Source organism: Thermostichus sp. MS-CIW-40, from assembly GCF_054058315.1.
In genome coordinates, this window is sequence record NZ_JBSSAC010000012.1 from 18,376 (window position 1) to 44,138 (window position 25,763).

At 57.8% G+C, this 25,763-nt stretch carries 22 protein-coding genes and 3 pseudogenes; 13 read left to right on the forward strand and 12 right to left on the reverse strand.

Annotated features, from left to right (window positions below):
• Positions 1-933, reverse strand: coding sequence for a bifunctional riboflavin kinase/FAD synthetase (locus tag ACVWXF_RS05670; protein ID WP_457473878.1), 933 nt, complete (start codon positions 931-933; stop codon positions 1-3).
• Positions 934-966: 33 nt separating this feature from the next.
• Complete coding sequence (locus ACVWXF_RS05675; protein ID WP_457473879.1) at positions 967-1,452, reverse strand: CGLD27 family protein; 486 nt, start codon at positions 1,450-1,452, stop codon at positions 967-969.
• Between the two features lie 178 nt (positions 1,453-1,630).
• Here ACVWXF_RS05675 and ACVWXF_RS05680 point away from each other — a divergent pair, with 178 nt between their 5' ends.
• Together ACVWXF_RS05680 and hpxZ are read left to right on the forward strand one after the other, a co-directional pair.
• Positions 1,631-2,650: an FHA domain-containing protein gene (locus ACVWXF_RS05680; protein WP_457473880.1), complete on the forward strand. Its 1,020-nt coding sequence runs from the start codon at positions 1,631-1,633 to the stop codon at positions 2,648-2,650.
• 149 nt (positions 2,651-2,799) lie between these two features.
• On the forward strand, positions 2,800-3,237 hold the full coding sequence (gene hpxZ, locus ACVWXF_RS05685) for an oxalurate catabolism protein HpxZ (RefSeq protein ID WP_414413292.1): 438 nt from the start codon (positions 2,800-2,802) through the stop codon (positions 3,235-3,237).
• Here the strand turns inward: hpxZ and ACVWXF_RS05690 are convergent.
• Entirely contained in the window at positions 3,189-4,301 is a 1,113-nt protein-coding gene (locus ACVWXF_RS05690) for an ATP-dependent 6-phosphofructokinase (protein ID WP_414344504.1), read from the reverse strand. The two genes, hpxZ and ACVWXF_RS05690, sit on opposite strands and share 49 nt — an antisense overlap.
• Before the next feature lie 481 nt (positions 4,302-4,782).
• Here ACVWXF_RS05690 and ACVWXF_RS05695 point away from each other — a divergent pair, with 481 nt between their 5' ends.
• Positions 4,783-5,142, forward strand: coding sequence for a pentapeptide repeat-containing protein (locus ACVWXF_RS05695; protein ID WP_414355752.1), 360 nt, complete (start codon positions 4,783-4,785; stop codon positions 5,140-5,142).
• A 29-nt stretch (positions 5,143-5,171) separates the two neighbouring features.
• On the opposite strand, the gene coaD is transcribed toward ACVWXF_RS05695, so the two are convergent.
• The 4 genes from coaD to bchB form a co-directional block, all read right to left on the reverse strand.
• Complete coding sequence (gene coaD, locus ACVWXF_RS05700) at positions 5,172-5,651, reverse strand: pantetheine-phosphate adenylyltransferase (RefSeq protein ID WP_414355759.1); 480 nt, start codon at positions 5,649-5,651, stop codon at positions 5,172-5,174.
• Positions 5,652-5,671: 20 nt separating this feature from the next.
• The gene (cutA, locus tag ACVWXF_RS05705) at positions 5,672-6,007 is read right to left on the reverse strand and encodes a divalent-cation tolerance protein CutA (RefSeq protein WP_414413293.1); all 336 of its coding nucleotides are present in this window, start codon (positions 6,005-6,007) and stop codon (positions 5,672-5,674) included.
• A gap of 66 nt (positions 6,008-6,073) precedes the next feature.
• A complete protein-coding gene (gene galE / locus ACVWXF_RS05710; RefSeq protein ID WP_457473901.1) occupies positions 6,074-7,078 on the reverse strand; it encodes a UDP-glucose 4-epimerase GalE in 1,005 nt (334 codons plus the stop codon).
• 56 nt (positions 7,079-7,134) lie between these two features.
• Entirely contained in the window at positions 7,135-8,667 is a 1,533-nt protein-coding gene (gene bchB / locus ACVWXF_RS05715; protein ID WP_414522975.1) for a ferredoxin:protochlorophyllide reductase (ATP-dependent) subunit B, read from the reverse strand.
• A gap of 734 nt (positions 8,668-9,401) precedes the next feature.
• On the opposite strand from bchB, the pseudogene ACVWXF_RS05720 reads away from it, so the two are divergent.
• Positions 9,402-9,647 (forward strand): annotated as a pseudogene (locus ACVWXF_RS05720) (Mo-dependent nitrogenase C-terminal domain-containing protein); the annotation flags it as partial.
• Positions 9,648-9,727: 80 nt separating this feature from the next.
• On the opposite strand, the gene ACVWXF_RS05725 reads toward ACVWXF_RS05720, so the two are convergent.
• Positions 9,728-14,599 carry a translocation/assembly module TamB domain-containing protein gene (locus ACVWXF_RS05725; RefSeq protein WP_457473881.1) on the reverse strand — a complete coding sequence of 1,624 codons (4,872 nt, stop codon included), beginning with the start codon at positions 14,597-14,599 and terminating at the stop codon, positions 9,728-9,730.
• A 296-nt stretch (positions 14,600-14,895) separates the two neighbouring features.
• On the opposite strand from ACVWXF_RS05725, the gene ACVWXF_RS05730 reads away from it, so the two are divergent.
• The 4 genes from ACVWXF_RS05730 (at position 14,896) to ACVWXF_RS05745 (ending at position 18,531) form a co-directional block, all read left to right on the forward strand.
• The gene (locus ACVWXF_RS05730) at positions 14,896-15,309 is read left to right on the forward strand and encodes an STAS domain-containing protein (RefSeq protein WP_011433770.1); all 414 of its coding nucleotides are present in this window, start codon (positions 14,896-14,898) and stop codon (positions 15,307-15,309) included.
• A 12-nt stretch (positions 15,310-15,321) separates the two neighbouring features.
• Positions 15,322-16,077, forward strand: coding sequence for a precorrin-2 C(20)-methyltransferase (locus ACVWXF_RS05735; RefSeq protein WP_457473882.1), 756 nt, complete (start codon positions 15,322-15,324; stop codon positions 16,075-16,077).
• A gap of 1,294 nt (positions 16,078-17,371) precedes the next feature.
• Positions 17,372-17,830, forward strand: coding sequence for a GNAT family N-acetyltransferase (locus ACVWXF_RS05740; protein ID WP_457473883.1), 459 nt, complete (start codon positions 17,372-17,374; stop codon positions 17,828-17,830).
• Between the two features lie 179 nt (positions 17,831-18,009).
• Positions 18,010-18,531, forward strand: a complete 522-nt coding sequence (locus ACVWXF_RS05745) for a peroxiredoxin (RefSeq protein ID WP_414417129.1) — start codon at positions 18,010-18,012, stop codon at positions 18,529-18,531.
• 4 nt (positions 18,532-18,535) lie between these two features.
• Here the strand turns inward: ACVWXF_RS05745 and ACVWXF_RS05750 are convergent, their stop codons facing one another.
• Positions 18,536-18,721: a hypothetical protein gene (locus ACVWXF_RS05750; protein WP_011433765.1), complete on the reverse strand. Its 186-nt coding sequence runs from the start codon at positions 18,719-18,721 to the stop codon at positions 18,536-18,538.
• Between the two features lie 481 nt (positions 18,722-19,202).
• On the opposite strand from ACVWXF_RS05750, the pseudogene ACVWXF_RS05755 reads away from it, so the two are divergent.
• A pseudogene (locus ACVWXF_RS05755) lies at positions 19,203-19,386 on the forward strand (hypothetical protein); the annotation flags it as partial.
• A gap of 50 nt (positions 19,387-19,436) precedes the next feature.
• Positions 19,437-20,177, forward strand: coding sequence for a glycerophosphodiester phosphodiesterase (locus ACVWXF_RS05760; RefSeq protein WP_414399168.1), 741 nt, complete (start codon positions 19,437-19,439; stop codon positions 20,175-20,177).
• On the opposite strand, the gene ACVWXF_RS05765 is transcribed toward ACVWXF_RS05760, so the two are convergent.
• Positions 20,174-20,908, reverse strand: coding sequence for a protein-L-isoaspartate(D-aspartate) O-methyltransferase (locus ACVWXF_RS05765; RefSeq protein ID WP_011433763.1), 735 nt, complete (start codon positions 20,906-20,908; stop codon positions 20,174-20,176). The two genes, ACVWXF_RS05760 and ACVWXF_RS05765, sit on opposite strands and share 4 nt — an antisense overlap.
• 510 nt (positions 20,909-21,418) lie before the next feature.
• Here ACVWXF_RS05765 and ACVWXF_RS05770 point away from each other — a divergent pair.
• Positions 21,419-23,299, forward strand: a complete 1,881-nt coding sequence (locus ACVWXF_RS05770) for an AMP-dependent synthetase/ligase (RefSeq protein WP_457473884.1) — start codon at positions 21,419-21,421, stop codon at positions 23,297-23,299.
• A gap of 13 nt (positions 23,300-23,312) precedes the next feature.
• Here ACVWXF_RS05770 and ACVWXF_RS05775 read toward each other — a convergent pair whose 3' ends face one another.
• Both ACVWXF_RS05775 and ACVWXF_RS05780 read right to left on the reverse strand, forming a co-directional pair.
• Complete coding sequence (locus ACVWXF_RS05775; RefSeq protein ID WP_457473885.1) at positions 23,313-23,633, reverse strand: hypothetical protein; 321 nt, start codon at positions 23,631-23,633, stop codon at positions 23,313-23,315.
• Between the two features lie 44 nt (positions 23,634-23,677).
• Positions 23,678-23,861 (reverse strand): annotated as a pseudogene (locus tag ACVWXF_RS05780) (hypothetical protein); the annotation flags it as partial.
• Positions 23,862-24,035: 174 nt separating this feature from the next.
• Between ACVWXF_RS05780 and ACVWXF_RS05785 the strand changes: the two are divergent.
• Both ACVWXF_RS05785 and ACVWXF_RS05790 read left to right on the forward strand, forming a co-directional pair.
• The gene (locus ACVWXF_RS05785; RefSeq protein WP_457473886.1) at positions 24,036-24,929 is read left to right on the forward strand and encodes a radical SAM/SPASM domain-containing protein; all 894 of its coding nucleotides are present in this window, start codon (positions 24,036-24,038) and stop codon (positions 24,927-24,929) included.
• 14 nt (positions 24,930-24,943) lie between these two features.
• The gene (locus ACVWXF_RS05790; RefSeq protein ID WP_414388807.1) at positions 24,944-25,717 is read left to right on the forward strand and encodes a methyltransferase domain-containing protein; all 774 of its coding nucleotides are present in this window, start codon (positions 24,944-24,946) and stop codon (positions 25,715-25,717) included.
• The last annotated feature ends 46 nt before the right edge of the window (positions 25,718-25,763 follow it).

Sequence of the window (25,763 nt, forward strand, 5' to 3'; positions counted from 1 at the left end):
CTACACCATACCCACTTGCTCAGCCAAACCCAATTGCTGGCGGGCTGTTTGGCAATCTTGCTGAATTTGCTGAATCAAATCTGCCACCGTGGGAAATCTCCGCTCTGGGCGGATAAAGCCCCGTAGCGCCACCCGCACCTCTTGCCCGTAGAGATCTCCTGTCCAATCCAATAGATGCACCTCGACGGTGTGCTGTAAACCGGCAAACGTGGGCCGATGGCCAATGTTCATCACCCCAGGTAGAGCTGCCGCAGCAGCAGGCACATCCACCCAAACGCTGTACACCCCATCGCGGGGCAAAAACTTCTCCGGAGGCAAGCGGAGGTTGGCGGTGGGAAAGCCCAGTTGTCGGCCCCGCTGATCCCCTTGCACCACTTCTCCCGTTAGCCGGTAAGGACGACCCAAGAGCGCTTCGGCGGTGGACACCTCCCCAGTCGCCAAGGCAGCTCGAATGCGAGAGCTGCTCACCCGTTCCCCGTTCAGTTTCGCCTCCGGGATCACCTCCACCGGAATGCAGCGCTCGGATCCCCAAGCCTGGAGCGTTTGGGCGTTGCCGGAGCGACGGTGACCAAAGCAAAAATCCCAACCGACGCTGAGATGGCGAACGCGCAGGCCCTGTTCAAGTACCGTTTGGATAAACTCTTGGGGGGGCTGGCAGGCAAATGCAGGGGTGAAGGGGAGCAGTACCACCTGCTCAAAGCCCATTTGCGCCAACAGATCCAGCTTTTCGGCAGGGGGAGTGAGCAACAGTTGAGGACGACCCGTCAAGACTTCTTGGGGATGGGGATGAAAGGTGAGGACAGTACGTACCCCCTGAAGAGAATCTCGAATCGGCTGCAGCACCTTCTGATGGCCCAGATGCAAGCCATCGAAGTTCCCGATGGCCACAGCGGTGGGTCGCAAGGTTTGAGCCAGATCAGAAGTGATGTGCACTGTCCGGGATCCTAAAAACAGCCAACCAACTGCCTACCCCAGAGGCCACAGCAGGGCCACCAACCCACTCAAGCCCACTACGCCCCACAAGCTCCGTCGCAGGCGCTGCAACACAGGATCAATCTGATACCTGACAATCAGCCGATGCTGAGCCAGCTCCTCTTCTGACTTGGCATACATCGCCCCATCGTACCAGCCACTTTCTTCATAGGGAATCTGGGCTTGTACCAAGCGCCGCCGCACATAAGCCCATCCCAGGTAGAGATGGAGCAACACCAGGCCGAGCAAGACATTGGCCGCCAGCACCGACCCAGAGACAAAGTGGCCCCAATCTCCGGCAAAGCTGCTCCAAACCAGCGGGGAAACCGCCAGCACAACAGCTCCCCAAACCCCAAAGATTCGTTTTAAGTAAGGGATCCACTCCAAAGCGGGCCAGGAAAAAGGAAAGGCCTCCCTCAGCTCTGCATACTGCCGGAGCGGCTGTTGCTCAGCGGGAATGGGATGGGAGGGATCCAGCATACGCCTTAACGTATCTACACAAAATGATACCGGTCGGGTCGGCCCCCCGCCAAGCCCATCCTCAGACCTCCATCTCCCAGCAGAGGCGGCTCAGAAATCGAGCCCGGATACCCCCCATCAACCGAAGGCAAGCGGGGTATCGTATTAAAGTGTGGTCGCGTCTAGAATTCATCTCATCATGAGCGTCACGAGCGAATCTGCCGCCACTGCCGCGCCCTACGTGATCTTAAAAGAGCCGGATGGCAGCCAGAGGAAACACATTCTCTCGGGAGCGACCGCTTGGACCCTAGGCCGCGATGAAGACAACGCCATCGTCTTGAGCGATCCCAGCGTTTCGCGCCAACATGCCCTGCTGCAATACCTCGACAACAACAGCATCTATCTCATCGATCTGGGCAGCCGCAACGGCTCGTTTGTCAACAATCGCCGCGTCAGCATTCCCACCCTGCTGCAGGATGGGGATCACCTCACCCTTGGACAATCCCAGCTCGAGTTCCACAGCGGATCCCTGGCCAGCTCGGAACCCAGCCCTGCGGCCAAACCTTCGGACACCCTGGTTTTACAAACCCGCTGGCTGATCTCGGTGGCGGTGGTGGATGTGCGAGGTTACGGACAACTGACTCAACAACTGGACGAGCGCCTGCTTTCCCAGGTGATGGGCGATTGGTTCCGGCGGGGTGGGGATATCATTCAGCAGTACGGGGGCACTGTCGATAAATACATTGGCGATGCGATTATGGCCGTTTGGTTCCATGTGCCCCAGGCCAACACCGCTCCCCTGGGAGGAGTTGAAGTGCCGGGAATTCACCTCGATGTGAAGTCGGTTTTGCAGGCCATAGCGAAGCTGTTTCAAATGACCGAGCAGCTGAACGGTGAGTTTCCGCTGCCTTCTCCCATTCGTCTGGGGGCAGGGGTCAACACAGGCTCGGCAATCGTGCGCCAGGTGGGCAACAACACCCGCCAAGAATATACGGCTCTGGGAGATACGGTGAATTTGGCCTTTCGCATCGAGAGCGCTACCCGCACCCTCAACGCCGACCTGGCGATCAGCCAGGACACCTATACCTGCTTGGCCAAACAGCTGGGGCAGGCAGCCGCCTGCTTCTCCCATCAGGCTGTGGAGCTGAAGGGGTATGCCCACCGCCATCAGGTGTACTACTGCGATGTGCGGTCTTTGCAAGCCGTTCTCAGCCCCTAGACTTGGATCCGACTACCCGGAGATGTCTTGCCGCTGTCTGCTGTCTGACAGAGCAAGGTGGGGGATCCCGCTGTTCTTTTAGAACCTCCTGCTGCTCCTTGAGCCGATAAGATGGCAAGGCCTATTTCGACTGCACAAGAGCCTGGCCCATGACTCTGGTCAATCGCCCCGAGGTGGTGGCAGAGCTAACCGAACTCTACCATCAGTACGAAGCTGCCCTGACGAGCAATGATGTGCCCACCCTGAACCGCCTGTTTTGGGATGGCCCCCAGGTGGTGCGCTTTGGGGTGGGGGAAAATCTCTACGGGGGAGACGAGATCAAGGCTTTTCGCCAACGGCGTCCTCCCACGAATTTGGCCCGCGAGATGCTGCGTTTGCAGGTAGTCACCTTTGGGGCGGATTGCGGCTCGGTCACCTTAGAGTTTCGCCGTCCGGTGAACGGGATCCCTCGCTTGGGCCGCCAAAGCCAGATGTGGTACAGGTTCCCCGATATCGGCTGGAAGATTGTCTCTGCCCACGTGTCGTTTTTGCCGGAAGATCAGGGGGAAATGCTGCGCAAAAGCTGCGGATCCACCTCGCCCACGTAGGTATTCAGCCCAATGGCCGTGGCGATCAAAGCCCCATCCACCTCCACCCGCCGATACTGGGAGATGGCCTCTGCCAGGGGCACATCCACCACCCGCCGATTTTGCCAGGCCACCATGCGGTCGTATTTGCCTTGGGCGATCAAGTCCACAGCAGCCACCCCAAAGGCTGCTCCCAGCAGGCGATCCAGAGGAGAGGGCGTACCTCCCCGCTGCAGGTGGCCCAAAACCATAACCCGCGTCTCGATGCCGGTGCGCAGGGCGATCTCGTTGCCGATGTAATGGCCGATGCCGCCGTAGAGAGACTGCCCCAGGCTGTTGGTGTAGGTCACCGGCTCCCCCGACTCGGTGCGAACTGCCTCCGCCACCACCACGATGCTGAAGTTATTGCCCCGCTCTTTGCGGTCGCGAATTCTTTTGCAGACATTCTCCAGCTTGTAGGGAATTTCCGGGATCAAAATCACATGCGCCCCCCCGGCAATGCCGGCGCTGATGGCAATGTGACCGGCATCCCGCCCCATGACTTCCATGACCATGACTCGGCTGTGGCTGATGGCCGTGTAGGTGAGCTGATCTAGAGCTTCCACAGCCACGCTCAAAGCCGTGTTGAACCCCACCGAGTACTCGGTGGCACCGACATCGTTGTCGATGGTCTTGGGGATCCCGACAAAGTTCCAATCCCCCTGCAGAGCCAGTTGCCGGAGAATGGCCAAGCTGCCATCCCCACCCACCCCAATGAGGGCATCCAACCCAAGCCGGTGGTAGCCGGTGATCACTTCTGCCGAGCGATCCACCAAGCTGCCGTCGGGCATAGGGTAGGCGAAGGGGTTGCCTTTGTTCACGGTACCCAAGATGGTGCCGCCGTAGCGCAAAATGCCGGAAACCCGCTTCACATCCAGCAGCTCCGCCTCCACCGGTCGAGCCATCAGTCCTGCCGTCGCATCTTTGATGCCATAAACTTCCATATCGTAGTCGCGGGCCCGCCGCACCACTGCTCGAATCACAGCGTTGAGGCCGCCACAATCGCCGCCACTGGTGAGGATCCCGATTCGCTTACGTTTGGGCATAGAGCTCTGGTTGGAGAAAGGTGAACATCCTGAACAGAGATATGGGTCTACATCGATTGCAGAGAATCCCTACTCGATACAAGCGACGGATGTGAGCCAGTCGATCATTATCCCGGTTCAGCCGGCCCTGGAGAAACACCCTCTGGCCGAGAGCCTGCTGAAAAAGGAGAAGTTGAGGGATCCATACAACCCAGCAAGATCAGGTCAGCCTGCGCTCCCGGTGGGGCTTGGAGTTGGCGATCAAGCCCAGCCGTTAAGTATTCTTCACAAAAAGAATTAAGAAACATTGCCGCACAAGCTGCCGATTGGGAAAGCCTTCGATATCTCTGAGGATAGATCTTTTCAATCAAAAAGACTTGGGGGCAACGATCCACTCAAAAACTGAAATCATTTGTTAAGCAGGGATGATCAAAACCTGGTCAACCCGATGATAGGGATGAGGATAGAAATAAGGCATCCAGTCTGATTTGGGAGCAGTACCATGACTCAAACCATTGCCCAGTGTGCTCTACAAGGGGCCTCAGAGTTGCTCAGCCGCTACCGGCAGGGAGAGCGCCATTTTCCCCAGTCCTGCTTGGAGTATGCCTTCTTGAGGGGGGCCGATCTGCGAGGGGCCAATCTCGAGGGATCCGATTTGCATGGGGCTAACCTGCGCTACGCCAACCTGCGGGGCAGCAATCTGGCGAAGGCTGATCTGCGCTGTGCCGACCTGCGCTATGCCGACCTTGAGGGAGCCTGCTTGGAAGGGGCCAATTTGAGGGGATCCCTCTACAATCACAGCACCTGCTTCCCGGTGGGGTTTGATCCGGTGACGGCAGGGATGCAGCCCTTTGAATTTTGATTGGGGAAGGAGAGGGGATCCCTGAGCCCTCAGGCCGGGGGAAAGCGCTCCCGCAAATCTCGAATCACCGGAGCGGGCACCAGGTGATCGATGGGGCCGCCCAGCTTGGCGACCTCCTTCACCAGGCTGCTGCTGACAAAACTGTGCTCGCTGGCGGTGGCAAGGAACAAGGTTTCCAGTTCGGGAGCCAGCAGCTTGTTGGTGTGGGCCATTTGCAGCTCCACATCGAAGTCCGACAAAACTCGCAAGCCGCGCACGATCACCTTTGCCCCCCGTTGGCGGGCATAGGCCACCGTCAGACCTGAAAACGTATCAACCTCAACATTTTTGAGATGGGCCGTGGACAGGCTAATCTGGGCTTGCCGCTGCTCTGGGCTGAACAGAGGGGTTTTGTTGGGGTTTTTCAAGACGGCGACGATTACCTTGGAAAAAAGACGGCTGGCCCGCTCGATAACATCGAGATGTCCAAGGGTAATGGGGTCAAAGCTGCCGGGGTAGAGGGCGATCATGGCCAACTGTGCACTGTTCCCTAGCCTACCTGGTCGCGGGCCCAAGCCAAATAGGTTGTGCTCACTTGAGTGGCTGCCAGAGCCAGGATCTCGGGCTCAGCGTAGGGGTGCAGCTCTCGCAGCCGTTGTTCCAGGCGGGGGTAGGCAGTTGCGGGCAATTTGAGCAGGATGAGGAACTCGGCATCGGTCTGCAGGGATCCCTGCCAGCGATAGTAGGACGTGATCCCGGGCAAGACCTGGGCACAGGCCACATAACGTTCGGCCACCAAGGTATGAGCCAAGCGATGGGCCTCGGTTTCGGATCCCACCGTGGTCATGACAACCGCGAGGGTATCGGGTGTGGTCTTATCGTCCATGCGGGGCGGGGAAGTTGTTAGCCGGGCGGTTTCTCCCTATCCTATCGCCCGCCGGGCTAGGCGTTCCTAGCTCACCGAGGGCTTGGCTTTCCCAAAGTAGGGTCGCTTCTGGTGCCAGCGCCAGGCAGTTTGAATGATCTCGGCCAGGTCGGTGTAGAGAGGTTTCCAGTTGAGATCGCGAAGGATGGCGCCGGCATCGCCCACCAAGCGCGGGGGATCCCCAGGTCGACGTGCTCCCATTTGCACCGGGATCCGCTTTCCGGTCACGGCTGCTGCGGTGGCAATGACCTCTTTGACGGAAAAGCCTTGGCCATTGCCCAGGTTGTAGGCTGCTGGTACGGGTCGGCCAGAGGCCAGCGCTTCTACCGCCAACACGTGGGCTTGAGCCAGGTCGGTGACGTGAATGTAGTCGCGGATACAGGTGCCATCGGGGGTATCGTAGTCATCTCCAAAAACCGTGATGTGAGGACGTTGGCCGCCGGCGACCTCCAACACCAAGGGGATCAAGTGGGTTTCCGGGTCGTGGGCCTCCCCAATTTCACCATCGGGATCGGCTCCGGCGGCATTGAAGTAGCGCAGGCTAATGGATCGGATCCCGTGGGCAACCTGGAAATCTTGCAAGATCTGCTCCACCATCAGCTTGCTCTGGCCGTAGGGGTTGATGGGACGTTGCGGATGACTTTCGGGAATGGGAATCCGCTCTGGCACCCCATAAGTGGCACAGGTGCTGGAGAACACTATGTAAGGGATCCCGTGATCCCGCATGGCCTCCAACAAACTCAGGGATCCGGCCACATTGTTGCGGTAGTATTTGCCGGGATCCTTCACCGACTCGCCCACATAGGCATAGGCAGCAAAGTGAATCACCCCTTCTGGGCGATAGTGCTGGATGACTTGATCAAGCCGCTTCCGGTCGGCGAGATCCCCAATCTCCAACGGCCCCCAGCGAACTGCCCAGGGGTGCCCGTAAACCAAGTTGTCGTAAGTGATGGGCAGATGGCCAGAGGCCGCCAGAGCTTTGCAGGTGTGGCTGCCGATGTAGCCCGCCCCGCCGGTAACCAGGAGACGCATAGGCAAACGTCAGATGGAAGATCCCACCCAGGGTAAAGGTTGTCAACGGGATCCCTTCAAGCTCCAAAAGCTTCTTTGGCGGCGTACATGACCTCCACACTGATCTCGGTCAAGCCTCGTTCGCGGGCAAATTTTTCGGTGTTGCGTTTAACCTTGCCGCGCACAAAGCCGGGCACCTTGTTCAGCTCCGCCTGGGCTTCCCGCGTCCAGATGAGGTCGGAATCGGCGCTCAGGCTCTTGTGAATCACCTCCTTGGTGTCGTGGCCACCGAAGATCTCCAACAGGTGATCTTCCATGCCCAGGGTAAAGGAGTTGTAGATCAAGTCCACAATTTGGTTGGCGCCCTCGTAGCCCAAAAAGGGCCGGTAGCCGATAGGGAAATCCTGCACGTGGATGGGGGCCGAGATGACCCCACAAGGGATCCGCAGCCGTTTGCCCACATGCCGCTCCATCTGGGTGCCGAAAATCGCAGCAGGTTCCGCCTGGGCAATCGCATCCGCCACGCGGGTGTGATCCTCCGTCATCAAGATCTGATCGCAATACCCTCCCACCTCTGCCTGGAACCACTCCCCATCGTAGGTGCAATAGCTGCCCGCCCACACCACGTGGATCCCCATCTCGCGGGCCAGGATTTTGGTGATGGCCGCCGCGTGGGTGGAATCCCCGAAGACCACCGCTTTTTTGCCGGTTAGGTTTTGGCAGTCGATGGAGCGGGAAAACCAGGCCGCTTGGGAAATGTGCAGCGTTTGCTCCTGGATGTAGGCTTCATAATCGACAGGGATCCCTTGCTCGTTTAGGATCTGCTGGATCTGGCGGATGAAGCGAGCCGTTTCCACCACCCCCATCGGGGTGATCTCAATGTAAGGCATGCCGAATTCCTGCTGCAGATAGCGAGCTGTCATCGGCCCCAGCTCCCGGTAGGGCACCACATTAAACCAAGCCCGCCCCAGGTGTTTGAGATCGTGGACACTGGCCCCTTGCGGGATCACCAGGTTGAGCTGGATCCCCAGATCCCGCAGCAGCACCTTCAGCTCCCGCAGATCATGGGCATTGTGAAACCCTAGGGTGGAAATGCCAAGGATGTTACAGGAAGGCCGCTCCGTCTTTTGGGGCAGGCCGTCTAACTCCCCGCTTTTGCGAGCTTTGGTGATGTAGAACTCCACAATCTGCTGCAGGGTGCGATCCGCTGCCTGCAATTCGTTAACCCGGTAGTGGTTGACATCTGCCAGCATTACGTCGCAGCGACTGGCCAACTGGGCCTGCCGGACAAAGTGATGCAGATCTTCCTGCAAAATGCTAGAGGTGCAGGTGGGGGTGACGACGATCAGATCCGGCTGCTCCTCGCCGTCTTTGCGGACGATGTTGCGAATCACCTTTTCGTCGGATCCCCGCGCCAACACCTGCCGGTCAACGACGCTGGTGGTTACCGGAGTAAAATCCCGCTCTCGCTCCAACATGGAACGCATCACGTTGAAATAGTCGTCTCCCAGAGGAGCGTGCATGATGCTGTGAACGTTTTTGAAGGAGCTGGCCACCCGCAGCGTGCCGATATGGGCAGGGCCAGCGTACATCCAATAGGCCAATTTCATGGGCAGCCTCTCAAGAAAGCCAGAGACAAAATCAGAGACAAAATCAAGGATCCCAACCCACCGCCGGATGTGCACCCGCTGGGAATCTCTCCTGGCATTGTAGAACGCTCAGCAGCCGGCATCCCTTGGCTGTTATCCTCCGTAACTCCCAACCGAGACGCTCCCAAGCCAAACTCGATCAAAAGAAAAACAACCCTGCCAAGGCAAGTGTGATTATGGGGATCCCTCTACTCCGCCCAAAGGGCTTGTTCCATCCTAGAAATAGGGGCGATGGATACCCATCTGGCCCCAAAGTTCAAGCTGAGGAACCTCAGGGATCGTGACAGGTGAATCGGCTAGCAGGCAAGAGCAGAGGAGTTTTTGTAGTTTTCGTTACATGTTAACTTTTGGAGACAAAACATGTAGCTCTACAACGTTGAGCAGAGATTCTTGTTTACAGAAGCAAGCTTTCCGTTGGAGAAGGCAGACTAACAGAGGGAAGAGAGATGGCTGATGTTTCCCTCAATACAAACTCGACACAAAGCATAAGAATTGTCGATTATTGACGATTTCATGCGCCGTAATCGATCAAAGGTTGCTCCTTCTTCAAAGGTAAAGGTGTGAGGTGAAAGCTTATGGGTTCCACAACTATTTCTTGGCAACGTGCTCGCAGAGCTCCTCAGGAGCTGACCGGTTCCATGACTTCCGTGCACTTCAAATCTACAACTCACCTGCGCGACTGGTTGCAGGCTCCATTGCGACCCATCCAATCGGCTATCGATAACTTCAGCATCCGCGATCCCCGCTTGGCCCACTTCCTTTGCCGGTGGATCCCGGCCCGCTGCCCCTTTGAGCGAGATGTGGTGCTGTTTGGCCATAAGGTGATGCACATTCCGCCCATGTGTAAGCTCAACCCCCTCTACGACCAGGTGGCAGGGCTGCGCTTCCGGGCCTTGTCGTTTTTGGCGGAGCGAGGAGAAGACATTAGCCGTTACCTGTAAGGCAGCTTTTTCCACTAAATCTTTTTTCAAGGGATCCCTGGCCATCCAAAGCCTGCTGCCAAACTCCGGAGCGGATCCCATTAGAAGCGGGTCTCAAACTCGATGGAAATGACATTGTTGCCCTCGAGGTCGGTGCTGGCGCGGGTGAGGGTTTGCTCGTTGAGGCGGTAGCGGGCGCTGTAGCGGGTGGGCTGAAAGGGATCCGTTAGGTTGCGCTGCACCGAGAGGGAAGTGGCTGGCCCCAGATCGCGGGCCACCTCCAGCGCTAGCCCTATCGAGGAGCGGTTGGCAGCGCGGGTATCGATCTGGGGGATGGGGCTGAGGCGAATTTCATCCAGGCCAAGGGTATCCCGCAGCGTGTCCAGCACATCGTTGAGCAAGGCAGTTCCGGCCAGGCCGGCCACTCCCGCTTCGGGGTTGAGGCGGGCCAGAGCTGTGCCTCCCAGGAGGGCGACGATCTCTTCGGGGGAGCGGCTGGGGCTGCTGGAAAGGGCCAGAACCCCGTTGCGGGGATCCGCCTCAGCCAGCTGGCTGGCCCGCCCGTTGACCGTGGCGAAAATCTCGATGCTCTGCTGGGATCCCGGCAGGTTGCGGTTGGTGTCGAAGGGGGAGAGCTCTTGGGGAAAGCGATAGACCTCGATGGCCTGGGTCATCAAGCGCAGGTTCAGGAAGGGATCGAAGGGGTTGTCTAGGTCAAAAGTGGCGGTATTGGAGCGGGAGCGATCCAGGCGAAAGTTGGCAAGGGGCAGGTTGACGCGGCCTCGCTCTAGGGCAATGGTGCCCGCTGGGCGCAGATCCTGGGGAGTGCCAAACAGGCGCAAGGTGCCGGCAGCATTGAATTCAAACAGATTGGGACGCTGCACGCGGATCCCTGGCCCCAAGACCAGCTCCAGTCCGTTGAGCCGCGGCTGCCAGAAGGGATCCGGCGAAGTCGAGCCGGCGGCAGCTGTTGCGGCCTCAGGTTCTGCCCGGCGGGGGCTGACATCCACGATCCCTTGAGAAACCTCCAGCCGCCCCTCGAGCAAAGGTTGCAGAAGCAGCCCTCTGACAGCCACCTCGCCGTCCAGATGGCCAGTGTAGAGGCTGGGCAGGTTGAGCTGGATCCCTTGGAGTTGCAGAGTTAAGGGTGGCGAGGTTTCGTCCATCTGCAGGGCACCGCGAGAGTTGACGGGCAAAAAGCCTTCAGCCAAAAGGGATCCACCCCCCAACTGTCCCCGCAGCTCCTGGACTTGCAGCTGATTGAGGTTAAAGGCGATCTGGCCTGTGAGGTCGGTAATGGGCTCCGGCAGGGCTGCCAGCTTGAGGATCCCCGAGTTGACGCTCAAGTTCCCCTGCAGGCTGGGCTCTCGCAAGGTGCCGCGGATGGCCAGCTCCAGTTGGCTTTGGCCGCCTTCCCAGCGCACCTGGTCGGTGAAGAGGTTGATCAGGCGCAGACCGCCATGCTTGGCTTGCAGGGTGAGGTCGATCTGGTCGGATTCGGCCCGCACCTCGGCAAAGGGCAGGGTGTAGGGCACCAGGCCAAAGAGGCGAATGGGTTCGTCACCATTGGCCAGCAGGGCGCCGTCCAGGCGCAGCTGCCCCCGCTGGTAGTCAAATTGTCCTCCCACCTCCCGCAGCGGCACCTGGTTGATCTGGGCGTTGACCACTGTCAGGGATCCGCGGGCATGGGGATCCCGCAGGTTGCCGGCCAGCTCCACGTCCAGGTTGAGATCCCCCTGCAGCTCCAGCTCCTCTGGCAGGAAGCGGTCCAGCAAAGCCAGAGGCAATCCTTGGATTTGCAAGGATCCCGACTGTTCCTCTAGGCCCAGCTTGCCCACAAAAAGGGCTTGACGTTCGCCACTGCGCAACCGCAGCGGCTCCAACACCACTGCATCTCCAGCCAGGCTGCCCCTGGCAGTAAGGCTTTCGATGCCAAACTCCTCTGCCTGCCAATTCTGGCCCTCAAGGTAAAAGCTGACGCTAGGCCGGTTGAGGCTGCCGACCAGGCTAACGCTGGCTTGGAATTCCCCTCGCAGACTTGTGGGCGGCGGGAGAGTGCTCCGCACCGCTGACGCGAACAGCGGATCCATGCGGCTGGCCAGAGTCTCCAGGTGGGCGGCCAAGATCTGGGCATAGTACTCCAGCTGCTCCAGGAGAGGATGGTTGGGCAAACCAACCGGATCGGTCTCCAACACCGAGGCAGGGCCCAAGGGGGGCAATTGGAAACCCCGGGTGGTGAGGTCGCGCCACTGCCGCCACTTGAAGGCGGAGATGATATCTTCTAGCCGACCTTGATGGGTGCTGATCTCTAGGTCAATTTGGGGAGCGAGAGCCGCCAAGGTGGGATCCAAACCGGCTTGCAGAAGAGTTGCAGGCAGCTCTAAGGTGCCCCTAGCCGTATAGGTGCTCTCAAACAAATCCAGTTGAGCTTGGGCGATCTCTAGGCGAGGAGAACCATTACCAGCGTGGTAGTCGAAATCCACCGAAAAGCCCCGTACTTCGATCCCTCCCAACTGCAGATCCGCCACCGCAGCCCGTCCTTGGGCGGCGCCGCTTGCCAGGTCAACTGCCACCTCCCCCTCGAGGGTTCCCTGCAGACTGGCCCACGGCCCGGCAGCTAAGCCCCCCAGCAAAGCCAGCGGCAGCCGATTCACCGTCACCTGGAGCTGTTCCTGCTGTCGTTGACCTACTGCCTCCGCCTCCCCTCGCCGGACTTGAAATTGCAAAGGCTGCAACTGGGGATCCAACTGCAGCGCCAGTCGATCCCGCTTCCCCCGCAGATCCACTTCCGTCCCCTGAACAGACCCCTGAAAGGGCCCGGCCAAGTCTTCAAAGGCCACATCTCCCACCTGCAAGCCCCGCAACTGCGCCTTGCCAGTCACCTGCAAGGTGTCCAGAGGTCCGCGGATCTGGCCGGATCCCTGCAGCACTCCTTTCACCAGCGGCGGCAGGCCGGGTACTTCTGCCAGCGCAATCCCGTCGGTGGTAAAGCTCAGATCCAGGGATCCCACCTGCAGCGTCTGGGGATCCAAGGGGATCTGCCCTTCGACCCTGGCCAGGCGAGTGCCACCTGCCAACACCTCCGCCTCCTGGATATGCAGTCCGGATCCCTCCCAAGTCACCTGGCCGCGGATGCCCTCAACCCACTGCCGTCCCCTCGCTCCCAAAGGCTGCGACAGGATCACCGAGCCCTGCGCCCGCAGCGTCCCCAAAAAGCCCAGCTCCGACACCTCAGCCGTGTTCACCTGCGCCGTGAGGGCTCCTGAGAGGGATCCCGTCCATTGGGGGTTAAAGAAAGCCAGCGGCACATTCTGGGGGCTCACCTGGGCTTGCACTTGCCCTCCTGCCCACCGCCCCGCCACCGCCACCCGGCCTCCGCCCACGTCCAGCACCGCCTGCGGCACCTGCACCACCCAGTCCCGACCCTCTGGCAAAACCTGCAGCTGCCCTCTTCCGGCAATCTCTCCCCCAAGACTTTCCCAGCTGGCCTCCGCCCGCGGTTGGGATCCCGTCAGCGCCACCTGCACTTGAGCGGAAACCGGCCCCACCCAAGGAAGAGCGCCCCGGCGCGGCAAGTCTCCCCCGTAGAAAGCCAGCACCTGCTCCGCATCCATCCCCGTCACCTGCAGTTGGAACTGGCCCGCCAAGCCAGCAGCCCATTGCAATTGGCCGGATCCCTGAATGCGACCCCCCGCCGCCCTTAGGTCGATTGCCTCAAAAGTCAAGGTTTGATCCGCAAAGCGGAAGCCAAAGGCATACTCCGACACCGGCAGGCGATCCACCTGCCCCGGCGAAAGCCCCCGCAACTGTCCCCGGATCTGCGGCTGATCCAAGGCTCCAGTGACCGCTACGGATCCCCCTACCACCCCCTCCACCGCCACCGGCAGGCCAGTCACGTCAAACGTCTCTTGGATCTGTTGAAGACTGGCCGGCACCAGTTCCGCCTGCAAACCAAACCCCTGTCCTTGCTCCCAGACCACCGGGCCTTTTAGCTCGGCAAAGGAAAGCTGACCAAAGCGACCGCTCACCCCCTCCAGCTCCAACCCCTGCAAGGTAAAGCCAACGGAGCCGTTCACCTCTTCAAAGGGATGCGGCAGCATCTCCAGCCCCAGCCGAGCCTGTTGAACCTGGGCCTGCCCCGTCAACTCCAGCGGTTGATCCCGCCGCCAGAGCACCTGGAGATCCAAGCCAGTTTCCCCCTGCACCTCCGCAAAAGGGGCCGCCGGCACCACACTGGGCAAGAGATCCAAAGGCAGACGAGCCGCAGAAAGCGTCACCGAACCGGAAGCCTGGGCAAAATCCGCCACCCCCCTGAGCTGCAGCGGGTATCCCCTCCTCCCCTCCAGGCGCGTCAGCGGTGCAGAGTCCTTAGGGCGCAACCGGGCTGCCGCCTGGAAACTGGCCCGCCCCCCGAAAAGATCCTCCTCTCCTGGCGGGGCATTGTGGGGCAGCCACACCTGCACCTGGGCCTGCAACTGGTCAAACTGCCACCGCTCCCCCACCAAAGGAATGGCCGTCAGGGATCCCTGGCGCAAACGGATGTTCAGCCCATGCAAGGGCAGGGATCCCTCCCCTTCGGGCAGTTGAAACTGCACATCCGCCCATCCCCGATCCAGCGTTTCCATCAGCAGCAGTTGTGGCCGATTTAAGGTAACATTGAGCACCCGTTCCCCCGTCCGCAGCCAAGTCCAGAAATCAGGGCTGAGGTCGATGGAGCCGATACTGGCCAGATGTTCAACGCGGCTTTCTCCCAAGCTCACCTGCCAGGGGGCCAGAAACCTCACCTCCCCCAATTCCACGCGCCGGCGCATCGCTTGCGAGAGAGTTGCTTCCACCTGCGGCAGCACGTGATCTTGAAGGTAGATCCCTGTTCCCCAAGCTGCCCCAAAAGCTGCAGCCGTTAAGCCCAAACCCAGCCCTGCCCCCACCCAAGCCAAAGCGCCGGGGGAAAGGTTGAATTGTCGCTGCTGCATCTCTGGATCTCGGTGATCTTCTCCCAACCGCCCACCCCTTAAAAACCTGTCAGGCTGCCAAAAGCCGTTCGTGCATTGCAGGTCGGCCCTGCCGGCAAAGTTGCCCCCATCCTACCCAAGGACTCCTGGCTTGCCACGAGGGAACAGAAAGAAGAGATCCCTGCTCCCAGGCGTAATTCCCCCGAAGACCCCGCGGAAAAATACCGTCTCCCGCGGAGAACGGGGATGCTAAGCTATCTCCACACCCGAGATTGAACCCACCTTGGGGCCTCTCTCAGGTGTTCCCTTCTGTCGAGATGGTTGAAAGGAGAAGAGCCATTCCGGAACCCCTATCTCTGACGGTCAGCTTGCGCGGCAGCCGCGAGGCGCTGGAAAACTGCCAGGTCTTTCACCTGACTGGCCTTCTGGATGCCTTTTCCGAGCCGGTCTTTGTTAAGGTGGTCACCAAGTATTTAGAAGAGGGATCCCCTAACCTGATCCTGGATTTGACAGGGATCGACTTCATCGACAGCTCTGGCGTCGGCGCCCTGGTGCAATTGGCCAAGCTGGTGCAGGGCCGCGCAGGTATCTTTCAGGTGGTGAGCAACCCCCGCATTACCCAAACGGTGAAACTGGTGCGCCTGGAGAAGTTCCTATCTTTGCGCAACTCCTTGCAGGAAGCCTTGGATCGCCTGAAGGAAGGAAGTACGGGCAGTACAGAGACCGCCTGATACGTAATAAGTATGGGTCTGGGAACCTTTTGGGGGATCAGTGCTGGAGCAGGGGATCCCGACTGGATAACGGTCAAAGCAGCCCGCATCCTCAGCACGGTCAACTGGGTGGCCTGTCCCCAAAATGCCGCCGGCCAGCCGGGCCTGGCCTATCAGATTGTGCGCCCTTGGCTGCGACCGGAACAAACCCTCTTGCCGCTTCGCCTGCCCTTTGTCACCCAGCCGGAAGTCCTGCAAGCTGCCTGGCGAGTGGCTGCCCAGCAACTAGCCCCACTCCTAGAAAGGGGAGAAGATGTCGCCTTCATCTGTGAGGGAGACGTGGGCCTCTACAGCACCTTCGCCTACGTGGCCCAAGCCCTGCGGCAGCGGATCCCCGCCTTGCCCATCCAGGCCATACCGGGGGTGTGCTCTCCCTTAGCCGCTGCTGCTGCCCTGGGATCCCCCTTGGTGCTCGGCTCCGAGAAATTGGCGATTTTACCGGCTCTGTTTGCCCTCTCGGAACTGGAGCAGGCTTGTGCCTGGGCTGAGGTAGTCGTCCTCATGAAAGTGGCCTCTGTCTACCCTCAGGTTTGGCAGTGGCTGGCCGAAAGAGGTTGGCTGCAACAAGCCAGCTTGGTGGTCTGGGCCGGCTGGCCCCAGCAAACCCTCTTCCCCACCCTGGAAGGACTGGCCGACTACCAGCCCCCCTACTTTTCCCTCTTGATCCTGCGCTCTCGGCCCCGGAATAAAGATTGTCTTAACCCAGAAAACGGGCTGCGGCTGGATTGAGTTTTCTAGGATAGGGAATGAGTTTTTTCCGGCGATTCAGCCCGAAGCAGGGGTTGGTCGGTATTTTTTTGCGTGTGTTTCCATTGAGCTTAAGTCCCGTACCGAGCCGGCTTGTTTCCCCAAAAAAGCAGGTATCTTGTGCCGGAAAGATGTCAAGGAAACCCAGTCCAGCATCCTTAGGATCCTTGCGTTGACCTACATCAAAAAGAGATGAAAAGACCAAGTTAAAGGAATGATCCGACCTGTTAAGAATAGTTGCCAACCTGGGTTGAGAGATCGGCTATAGGTTAGATTATGAATGTAGTGATTCAGGCGAGGAGGATAATATCTCATCCCCATCTCAAATGCGAGGCACCGCTTCTCGATTGAATCAAATCCAAAATTCAAGTCCAAAATTCTCTGTCGGTCAACGCTTTGATCCAAGCTTCCGATCCGTTGCTTCGGCAGACTCTCCTGAGAAGTGGTTGTCTCGCTCAGCAGAGCACCTGGTACCTACGACAGGTTTTCCTCAAAGCAGAAAAGGGGAGTTAGGCAGATAGCAGTTGGGCTTGCTGCACAAGCCACTGGGAAAGTGAGAGAGCGCTCTAGGTGTTCCTCAAATAATCCTCAAATAAAAGTGGTTTTGCCAGATCAACAAGCTCAGCCGGCTATTTTGAGTCTCCATTCATGAGCGAGTCAGGGTGGGAAAATCGGTGATCAGGTTCAGGTGCTCTCAACCTGCAAGCTCTGCGAGTCGGAACCAGCGCTCAGTGGGACAAGGACTGCGGGCTTTAGCAATTCGAGGTTCTCTCAGTTCATAGTTTCACTCTCACTTTCAGGAGGTTGCTATGTTTACCTTTCTCTCAAAGATTGCTAGAGCAATTATCCGCATATTTGCTCCTGCCAAGTCCGATCTGTTGGAAGTGGGTTACCAGCCCATCACGGATGATATCTATCGCATCAACGGCTCAGCCTGCCGTTTTAGCGATCTGGAGATCTTATCGTAAACCTCAGAGTCGGATTCTGGTGTCGGAGCGGCCACTGGCGCTGGCCTAGAAATTGGAAACAAGTTAAGACAACTGAATAAGTCTTAGTTAAGTCTTGGATGCGGTTAGTCCGCGTCGGCAGGGGTGGTTTTCCTCCCTGTGGCCAAGTTCTACCGGTTCAGTGGTGGCTCCCCGTGGGGGTCACCACTTATTGTTTTGTTGTTTGCAAGTTGTTTGGGAAAATAAGGAGAATGCTTGCGGTTGCCCTATCTCAACCTGTGTTGCCTTCCCCCGTAGTTTACCCAGCTACATCGAATGATCTGGATCCCTTGGCCGAAGTTCTAGCCCAGGTTTTTCATCCCCCCTCAGGCCTGCAACGCTGGATCTACCCAATTCGCAAGCTGGGCATTCGCGAAGAGTTGCGCCTCAGGCTGGCCACAAGGGATCCCTACTATTGCTGTCTGGCAGCTGCGGTGGGATCCGAAGTGGTGGGCACTGCCGAGATCTCTTTGCGGGTCACAGCCCACGGGAAGTATCCCTACCTCTCCAACTTGGCGGTGCTGCCCGGCTGGCGGCGGCGAGGAATTGCTCGTCTGCTTTTGCTCAGTGCTGAAGGGGTGGCGAAAGGGTGGGGCTACCGCTGTTTGCATCTGCACGTATTGGAAGACAATCTCCCCGCGCGGCAACTGTACGCTCAACTGCGCTATACCCCCATCGAACGCACCTCTCAACTCTGGCGATGGTTGGGGATCCCTCCGCAGCTTTTGCTCTGCAAGTGGTTACCTTGAATTGGCAAAGGAATTGGCAAAGCGGCAACATTGAGCTGGCAGAGTGGAGATGCTTCCCACCCCGCTGGCTTGCTTCTGCGCAGTGAGGCGAGTTCCTGGACTCATATAAAGTTATGTAAACTAGAGATGGGTTCTAGAGAGGTCTCGGAGGGGCAGTGAGGGAATTGGGCAGGGTTTTCATGGGATTGGTTGTGGGCCTGCTTGTGGGCTTTGGGATGACTCAGCCTGCCTGGGCCCAGTGGGGAACTACTCCTCTCCCGCCAATAGGTTCTCCGGCACCGGAGTTCGCATTGCCAGATCAATCCGGGCAAATACGGCGGCTGGCGGATTTTCGGGGGGAGTGGGTGGTGTTGTATTTTTACCCCCGCGACTTCACTTCCGGCTGTACGATTGAGGCCCGCCGCTTTCAGCAAGATTTGCCCAAGTTCCGGGCCATGGGGGCACAGGTTGTGGGCGTGAGCGCCGACTCGGTGGACTCCCACAGGCGCTTTTGCTCGGCAGAGGGGCTACAGTTTCCTTTGCTGTCGGATCCCGATGGTACGGTCAGTCGAGCCTACGGATCCTGGATGGGCGATGTTGCCCTGCGCAATACGTTCTTGATCGACCCCGAGGGGATTTTGCGAGAAATCGACCCAATCGTGAACCCCAGCCGCCACAGTGCTGAGGTTCTGGCCCAGTTGCAACGGCTTGTCGGTAGCTAGCCCTCTAGCTTTCCGGGCCAAAAGTCTGCTCGAACTCGTGGAGCAACTCGTCGATCTCCTCCAGCGCTTGGTTGACATCCACGCGCAAGCTGCCCAAGTCTGGCTTTTCCAACAGCTTGGCTACCGCTGGCCGGCGTTCGCGGATTAGCTTGATGCGCTCTTTCAAGGCGGCAATTTCGGCGGCGTCCATAGCTTCAGAGACCTAATTGACTGATACATTCACGCTGAACTCTCCTGAACATGGTTCAGGAAAGAAGCGATCGCATCCTGCCTATCTCTGTTCGCGTCAGCGGGACGGAGTCCAAACAGGAAGGCGGTATCCCGCAAAGCCCTGAGGAATACCCCCCGAGCGCTTTCCCCCTTCACTTCCCGGCAACCGTTGCGGTGGACTCAAGGATCAGGGGGAAACTTGGTCTACTATATCCCTCTCAATGACTTTTGCCAAACCGCCTAAAGCTCAGTAAATTCAGCAAAGTTCAGGGTTTTGGGGGTTAGAGGCATGCTCTCCTAGCTTATCGCTTCCGCTGGGGGAGTGTCGCCTGCTGGGATCCCTTTCTGAACCACCGAGAGCCAATCATAATAGAGCTGCGCAACCTGGCACTCAACCCCGCTTCAGAGCATGACTCTAGTCAATAATAAGCTCAACTATACTGAAAATAATGTATAATATGTTCAGTACGGATTACTACCAGTTGATCTTTCTGTTTACTTTCGAGTCTGCCAACATGGTAGCCAAAGCAAAGCAGAAAATTGGTAGTAAGACGACACGGAAACTGCGCTTTGGGTATTCTACTCAAAGCTTTGCGGGATACCGCCATTCTGGTTGGAAACAAACAGAATGCTATCGCTGCATAGTTGAACAGTGATGTTCAGCAGTGTTCAGCGTAAATGTATCAGGTGCTGACATGCTCCCCTACACCCAGATTGTCGCCCACCGTGGGGAGCACACCCACGCCGAGGAAAACACGCTGGCCGCTTTTGCTGCCGCTATTGAGGTGGGGGCCGAGCAAATTGAGCTGGATGTGCGCCGTAGCCGAGATGGGATCCCACTGGTTGTTCACGATGCCGATTTGGATGGACAGCCTTTGGCCGCATTAACTTGGGCCGAGATTCGGGCCCGCAAACCCACGATTCCCACTCTTGAAGAGACCCTGTCACATATCAAGGGCAAAATCACCCTCGATATCGAACTCAAAGAAGCAGGCTATGAGGAACAAGTCCTTGCCCTCGTTAGCGATATTTTGACCCCCGAAGAATTTGTGATCACCTCTTTTTTGCCTCAGGTGGTGCAGCGGGTTAAAACGCTTTTGTCCCCGCAACCCAAGGTTGGCCTGTTGATCGAGGCAAAGGCTGAGGAGCAAGCCAAGGGATCTTTACTTACCCGTTGCCGGGAGTTGGGAGCGGATTTTCTGGCCCCCCACTACAGTTGGGTGAACTTGCAGTTCTTGGCTGAAGCTGAACAGGCCGGGATCCCTCTGTACGTTTGGACGGTGAACGATCCTGAAGTGATGAAGTTGTGCTTGCAGCCATTTGCCGGCTCAGTAGGACAAAATCCCGTTGTTCAAGGGTTGATTACCGACCGTCCCCAATTGGCTTTGCAAATTCGCGCCCACCTTTTGGCAGGAGTAGAGGGGGCAAAACCCTAGACCATGGGCACAAACTGCACCGGAAAAGCCCCTTTTTGAACCCATCCTTGGGCTGTTTTGCAGAGGATCAGCAAGGACTGGGATCCCTGGGCACCGGAGTCCGAAGGGCTTTCTCCCACCGGCACCACCAAGGTGCCCCCCACCGCCAGTTGATCCAGCAGCACCATGGGCACAGTTGGGGGCGCTGCCGTCACCAGAATGGCATCGTAGGGAGCATGCTCTGGCCAACCTTGGTAGCCATCCCCCTGACGCACTTCCACGTTGCGATAGCCCAGGGCAGCGAGGGTTTGTTGAGCTTGAGCAGCCAATGGGGACAGACGCTCCAGGCTATACACTTGCCGGGCCAGCTCTGCCAAAACAGCCGCCTGATAGCCGGAGCCGGTGCCGATTTCCAACACCACCGATTCAGGCGTGAGGCGAGCAGCTTCTGTCATAAAAGCAACAATATAGGGCTGAGAAATGGTCTGGCCATAGCCGATGGGCAGAGGGCAATCCCTGTAGGCCCGATCCCGCAGATCAGAGGGGACAAAAAGGTGACGCGGCACTTTTCCCATGGCTTCCAGTACCCGTGGATCTCGGATCCCTCGTTTGATGAGCTGTTTCTTGACCATCTGCTCCCGTTGGGAAGCAAAAGGATCGGAAGCGTCTGGGGGCTGAGGTTCAACTTCTGGGATCCCAGCTGGAGAGCGAGAAGAATGTCTCCACCGGAAGGATGAGAATGGGTTGATCACCGATACACAACCTCCAGAAACGATGAGCTGCTCAGCTAGAAATCGCAGGAGCCCCGTACGGTACCCGTAGGGTCAGTGTCGGGAGGAATGCTACAATGGTACTGCGGACACCAGAAACAGCTGTTTAGGGCACTGGTAACGGTCGATTGGGGGTGTAGTAAACCACCCCAGAGGCTCGCGGTTGGCTTGCTAACTGCAGGGCTACTAAAAGCCCGCTTCGTACCGCCTAGCGGTCGGTGTCGGGTAGTTTACATGAAGCTTACAGCCGGGATCCCCATGGGAGATATGGGATCCGGTTTGATCAAAATTGTAAAGTTTTGTGCGCAATCTGCCGGGGCGAGCAATCACCACCCTGGTTCTGCCAGCGCAAGATTTTATAGTGTTGATCCCTACCTTTTCCCCGCAAGGGGAAGATGGTGAATGGGGTGACAGGCTGGGAACTGTCCTAGCGACACCTGGGGAGAGAGGCTGGGTTTAATAGACTGTAAACGTAATTTACGGTACAGATCTATGACAACTGCTGCCGCTTCTGCTACTCCCACTGCCCCTGAGACGACGCTGCTGAACGTTTGGCAAGTGCTGGCGGAAGAGTTTGCCGGTCAGGTTGCCCTACGGGATCCCCACGCGCAGCCAGTTTTCGAGATGTCTTATGGAGAGCTGTTTCGCCGCATTCAAACCCTGGCGGCTGGCCTGCAGGCTTTGGGCATTTGCCCGGGGGATCGGGTGGCCATCTTTGCCGATAACTCCCCCCGCTGGCTGATGGCCGATCTGGCCACGATGTTCACGGGAGCTGTGAATGTGCCCCGCAGCGCTGTGGCGGATCCCAGTGAGCTGGGCTACATCTTGCGCCACTCCGGTAGCACGGCCCTGATTGCTCAGGATCTGAAGACCCTGAGGCGGATCCGGCCGGATGTGCAGGAGCTGGGCCTGGAACGGCTGCTGTTGCTTTCCGATGAGCAGGAAGCAGGGGTGCTGAACTTTTCCCAATGGCTGCAAAAGGGTCGGGAACACACCTACCAACCCCCAAAGCTGGAGCGATCCCAACTGGCCACCATCATCTACACCTCCGGCACCTCCGGTCGGCCCAAGGGGGTGATGCTCAGCCACGGCAACCTGATGCACCAGGTGGAGAACTTGGGCGTGGTCGTACAGCCACAACCGGGGAATAAGGTGTTGACCATTCTGCCCACTTGGCACTCTTATGAGCGGGCTTGCGAGTATTTTCTCCTCAGCCGTGCCTGCATGCTGGTCTATACCAGCCCTCGCTTTATCAAACAAGATTTCCAACAGGAGCACCCCCATTTTCTGGTGGCAGTGCCGCGGATTTGGGAAACCGTTTATGAAGGGATCCAACGGCAATTCAAAGAGAAAAGCCCCCTGATGCAGCGGCTGATCCGCGCTCTGATGGCCGTGAGTGAGAGCCATGTGCTCTCTGGACGGATAGCTCGCAACCAGTCGATTTTGCATTACGGAGTCAGCCCCTGGGTGCGCCTGCAGGCTCGCCTGCAACATTGGCTGCTCTGGCCCCTGCACCGATTGGCCGATGTGCTGATCTACCGCAAGGTACGACGGGCGTTGGGCCCCAATTTTCAACATGCCATCAGCGGCGGTGGATCCCTGCCTGCCTACTTGGATCTGTTCTACGAGGTGGTGGGCATTTCCATCTTGAATGGCTACGGCCTCACCGAAACTTCGCCGGTGTTGTGCGCGCGGCGTCCAGACAACAATGTGCGCGGTACGGCTGGCCCCCCTCTGCCGGGGACGGAGTTTCGCATTGTGGATCCTGAAACTCGACAGCCGCTGCCCCCTGGAGAAAAAGGACTAATCCTGGCCCGTGGCCCGCAGGTGATGATGGGCTACTACAACAACCCCGAAGCCACCGCCAAGGTGCTCAGCTCCGACGGCTGGTTTGAAACCGGGGATCTGGGCTGGCTCACCCCCGACGGGCAACTGGTGATCACCGGCAGAGCCAAGGATGTCATTGTCCTACTCAACGGGGAGAACATCGAGCCCCAGCCGCTGGAAGATGCTTGTCTGCAGTCTCCTTACATCAGTCAGATCGTGATCGTCGGGCAAGACCAAAAGAAATTGGCTGCCCTCATCTACCCCAACCTCGATGCCCTCAAAGCCTGGGCTGCTGAGCAAGGGATCCCTACTGCCGAGACCGAGCTGCTCGTTCACCCGCAGGTGCGCCGCTTCATCTTGCAAGAAGTACGCCGCCGCATCCAAGAGCGCCCTGGCTATCGGCCCGACGAGCAAGTTGCTGACTTTCGCTTCTTGCCGGAGCCGCTGAGCGTGGAAAACGGCCTTATGACCCAGACCCTGAAGATCAAGCGCAACCCGGTGGCTGAGCGCTATGCCCACCTCATCCAGGAGATGTATCCGGCTTGAGGTGCAGGCCCACCTAAGTTTGGGATCCCCGTTGTTGCTCCAGGTAGCGCCGGAAGGTCTCCGGTGGGATAGCCCCCCGGTAGGCCCCACAGTAGTAGAGGGTGAGCACCGCCTTGTAGGCCCAGTCGGTCGCCACCACGTCTGGGAAAGGGCTGGGCAGGGTATCGGCTTGGTTGGCGGCGCAGGCTTGCAGGATCTGCTCTGTGGTGAGCTGTTCCGCCAGATCGGGGGGGAGCTCCCGCAGGTTAGCCTGGGCCAGAACCGCTCCCGGCAGGCACAAGCTGGCGAGGGTCGCCGCCCAAAAAGCGCGAGTGAAGAGGTGTTGCCAGTTCATGGCTGATACATTTACGCTGAACACTGCTGAACATCACTGTTCAACTATGCAGCGATAGCATTCTGTTTGTTTCCAACCAGAATGGCGGTATCCCGCAAAGCTTTGAGTAGAATACCCAAAGCGCAGTTTCCGTGTCGTCTTACTACCAATTTTCTGCTTTGCTTTGGCTACCATGTTGGCAGACTCGAAAGTAAACAGAAAGATCAACTGGTAGTAATCCGTACTGAACATATTATACATTATTTTCAGTATGGTTGAGCTTATTACTGACTAGAGTCATGCTCTAGGTTAGAGTTACCGCAGGCAGCAGCGTTCCTGCTAGGGGTGCGAAGCGCCCACACGGGGGAGCCTGTTGCAATGTTTTAATGAGTAGACAATTGCATGCTGCAGGAGGACAGTGAGATGAGCACAATTCCGCCGAACTTGCTGGACTATCAGCGCAGAGCTCTGGCGATGCGGGAGAGTTCATACATTGACTTTCCAGCTCATGTCCATCTGGAAACGATGGCACGTTGCAACGCTGCCTGCAACTTTTGTCCCTATTCTTCACTGGAAAGAAAGGGAGCAAAGATGGATGATTCTCTAATAGAAAAAATTGTCAATGACCTCAAAGACATTCCGCGTCTTCATCGCTTTCAATTAAGTCCTTTTAAGGTTAATGAGCCATTTTTGGATACACGGATCTTCGATTTGCTTACATATCTTCAGTCTGAGCTACCGCACGCTACCATCACCTTGACTACCAATGGCTCCCTCATCAACGAGCGGATTGTGGAACGATTAACACAGTTTCCCAATCTTGGTTACTTGTGGGTTAGCTTCAACGATCACCGCCCAGACGAATACGAGGCAACGATGAAGTTGCCCTACAGACGGACTCGCGAAAGCCTGGACAGACTTCACAAAGCAAAAGCTGAGGGACGCTTGCCAATGCGCATTGTGCTATCCCGTGTTGGAGACGGCACAGCAGCTGATGAGGATTTCATTACCTGGGTAAGGACAACGTATCCATTGTTCGAAGTTAGCATTTTTCCGCGCATGAACTGGCTTGGCCAGGTCGATGTGTCGCCTCCCACGGCACCGCCCATAGCCTGCACTCGCTGGTTTGACATATCAATCACGGCAACGGGTGTGGTAGCCCACTGTTGCGCCGATGGCCAGGCACGCTACCCCATAGGCAACGTTCAGGAGCAGCATGTCCTCGACATCTACAACAGCCCAAGCTATCGCCGACTGCGCGCGACGGTGGACAACCGTCTGCAGGTAGAGCCATGCCGCCGCTGCAACTTCCTTTAAACAAGGAGAGATCCATGGCTATCACTGCCATCGAATACGTTCTATTTAGCCAAATGCGGCAACAAAACGCTATTCCGCTTGGAGGCGACTGTTTGGAACTGGGCGAGGCCAACTGGTACGGCGACGTGGCTGTCGAGCAGCTTGGCCAAGACATTTATCGCTTTGCCAAAGAGGAAGAACGTACTGCCCTCTTCCGTCAACTTGATGAAATTACTCAGGCTAAGCGCCCTGGAATGCTGTTCGAGATCGCCAAGGTCTTTTGGCGCACCTTCTGGCAGCCATGTTCGATGACAGCGGTGGATCTTCATGGCACGGAGGCAGCTCTCAAGCTGGATCTCAATTTCCCTATCGAGTTGCCTCAGCGTTACCATGCTGTTTTTAACCTTGGCACAGCCGAGCACATCTTCAATATTGCCCAGGTGATGAAAACCATACACGACTACACGCTGCCTGGTGGCCTAATGATCCACGGTCTGCCATTTACCGGCTGGCTCGACCACGGTTTTTACAACGTGCAGCCGACCTTTTTCTGGGATCTAGCCCAGGCAAACAGCTACACGATAATGGCCTATCTCTACGTCGAGTATAATCCACTGAAGTTCGTACAGCTATGGAAACGCGAGGATATCCTCGAACTGGTCACTAAAAACCAGATTGGCCAAAACGCCTTGCTTTACTGTGTTCTGCGCAAGCCTGCTGAAGATCAACCGTTTTGCTTTCCGATTCAGGGCTACTATGCCGGCACTCTCTCCCAGGAGGCAGCAGAGGCTTGGAAGACTTTACGATAAGCGAGGGTGAAAATGAAGCGACTCAAGGAGCAATTTGCAGACAAAG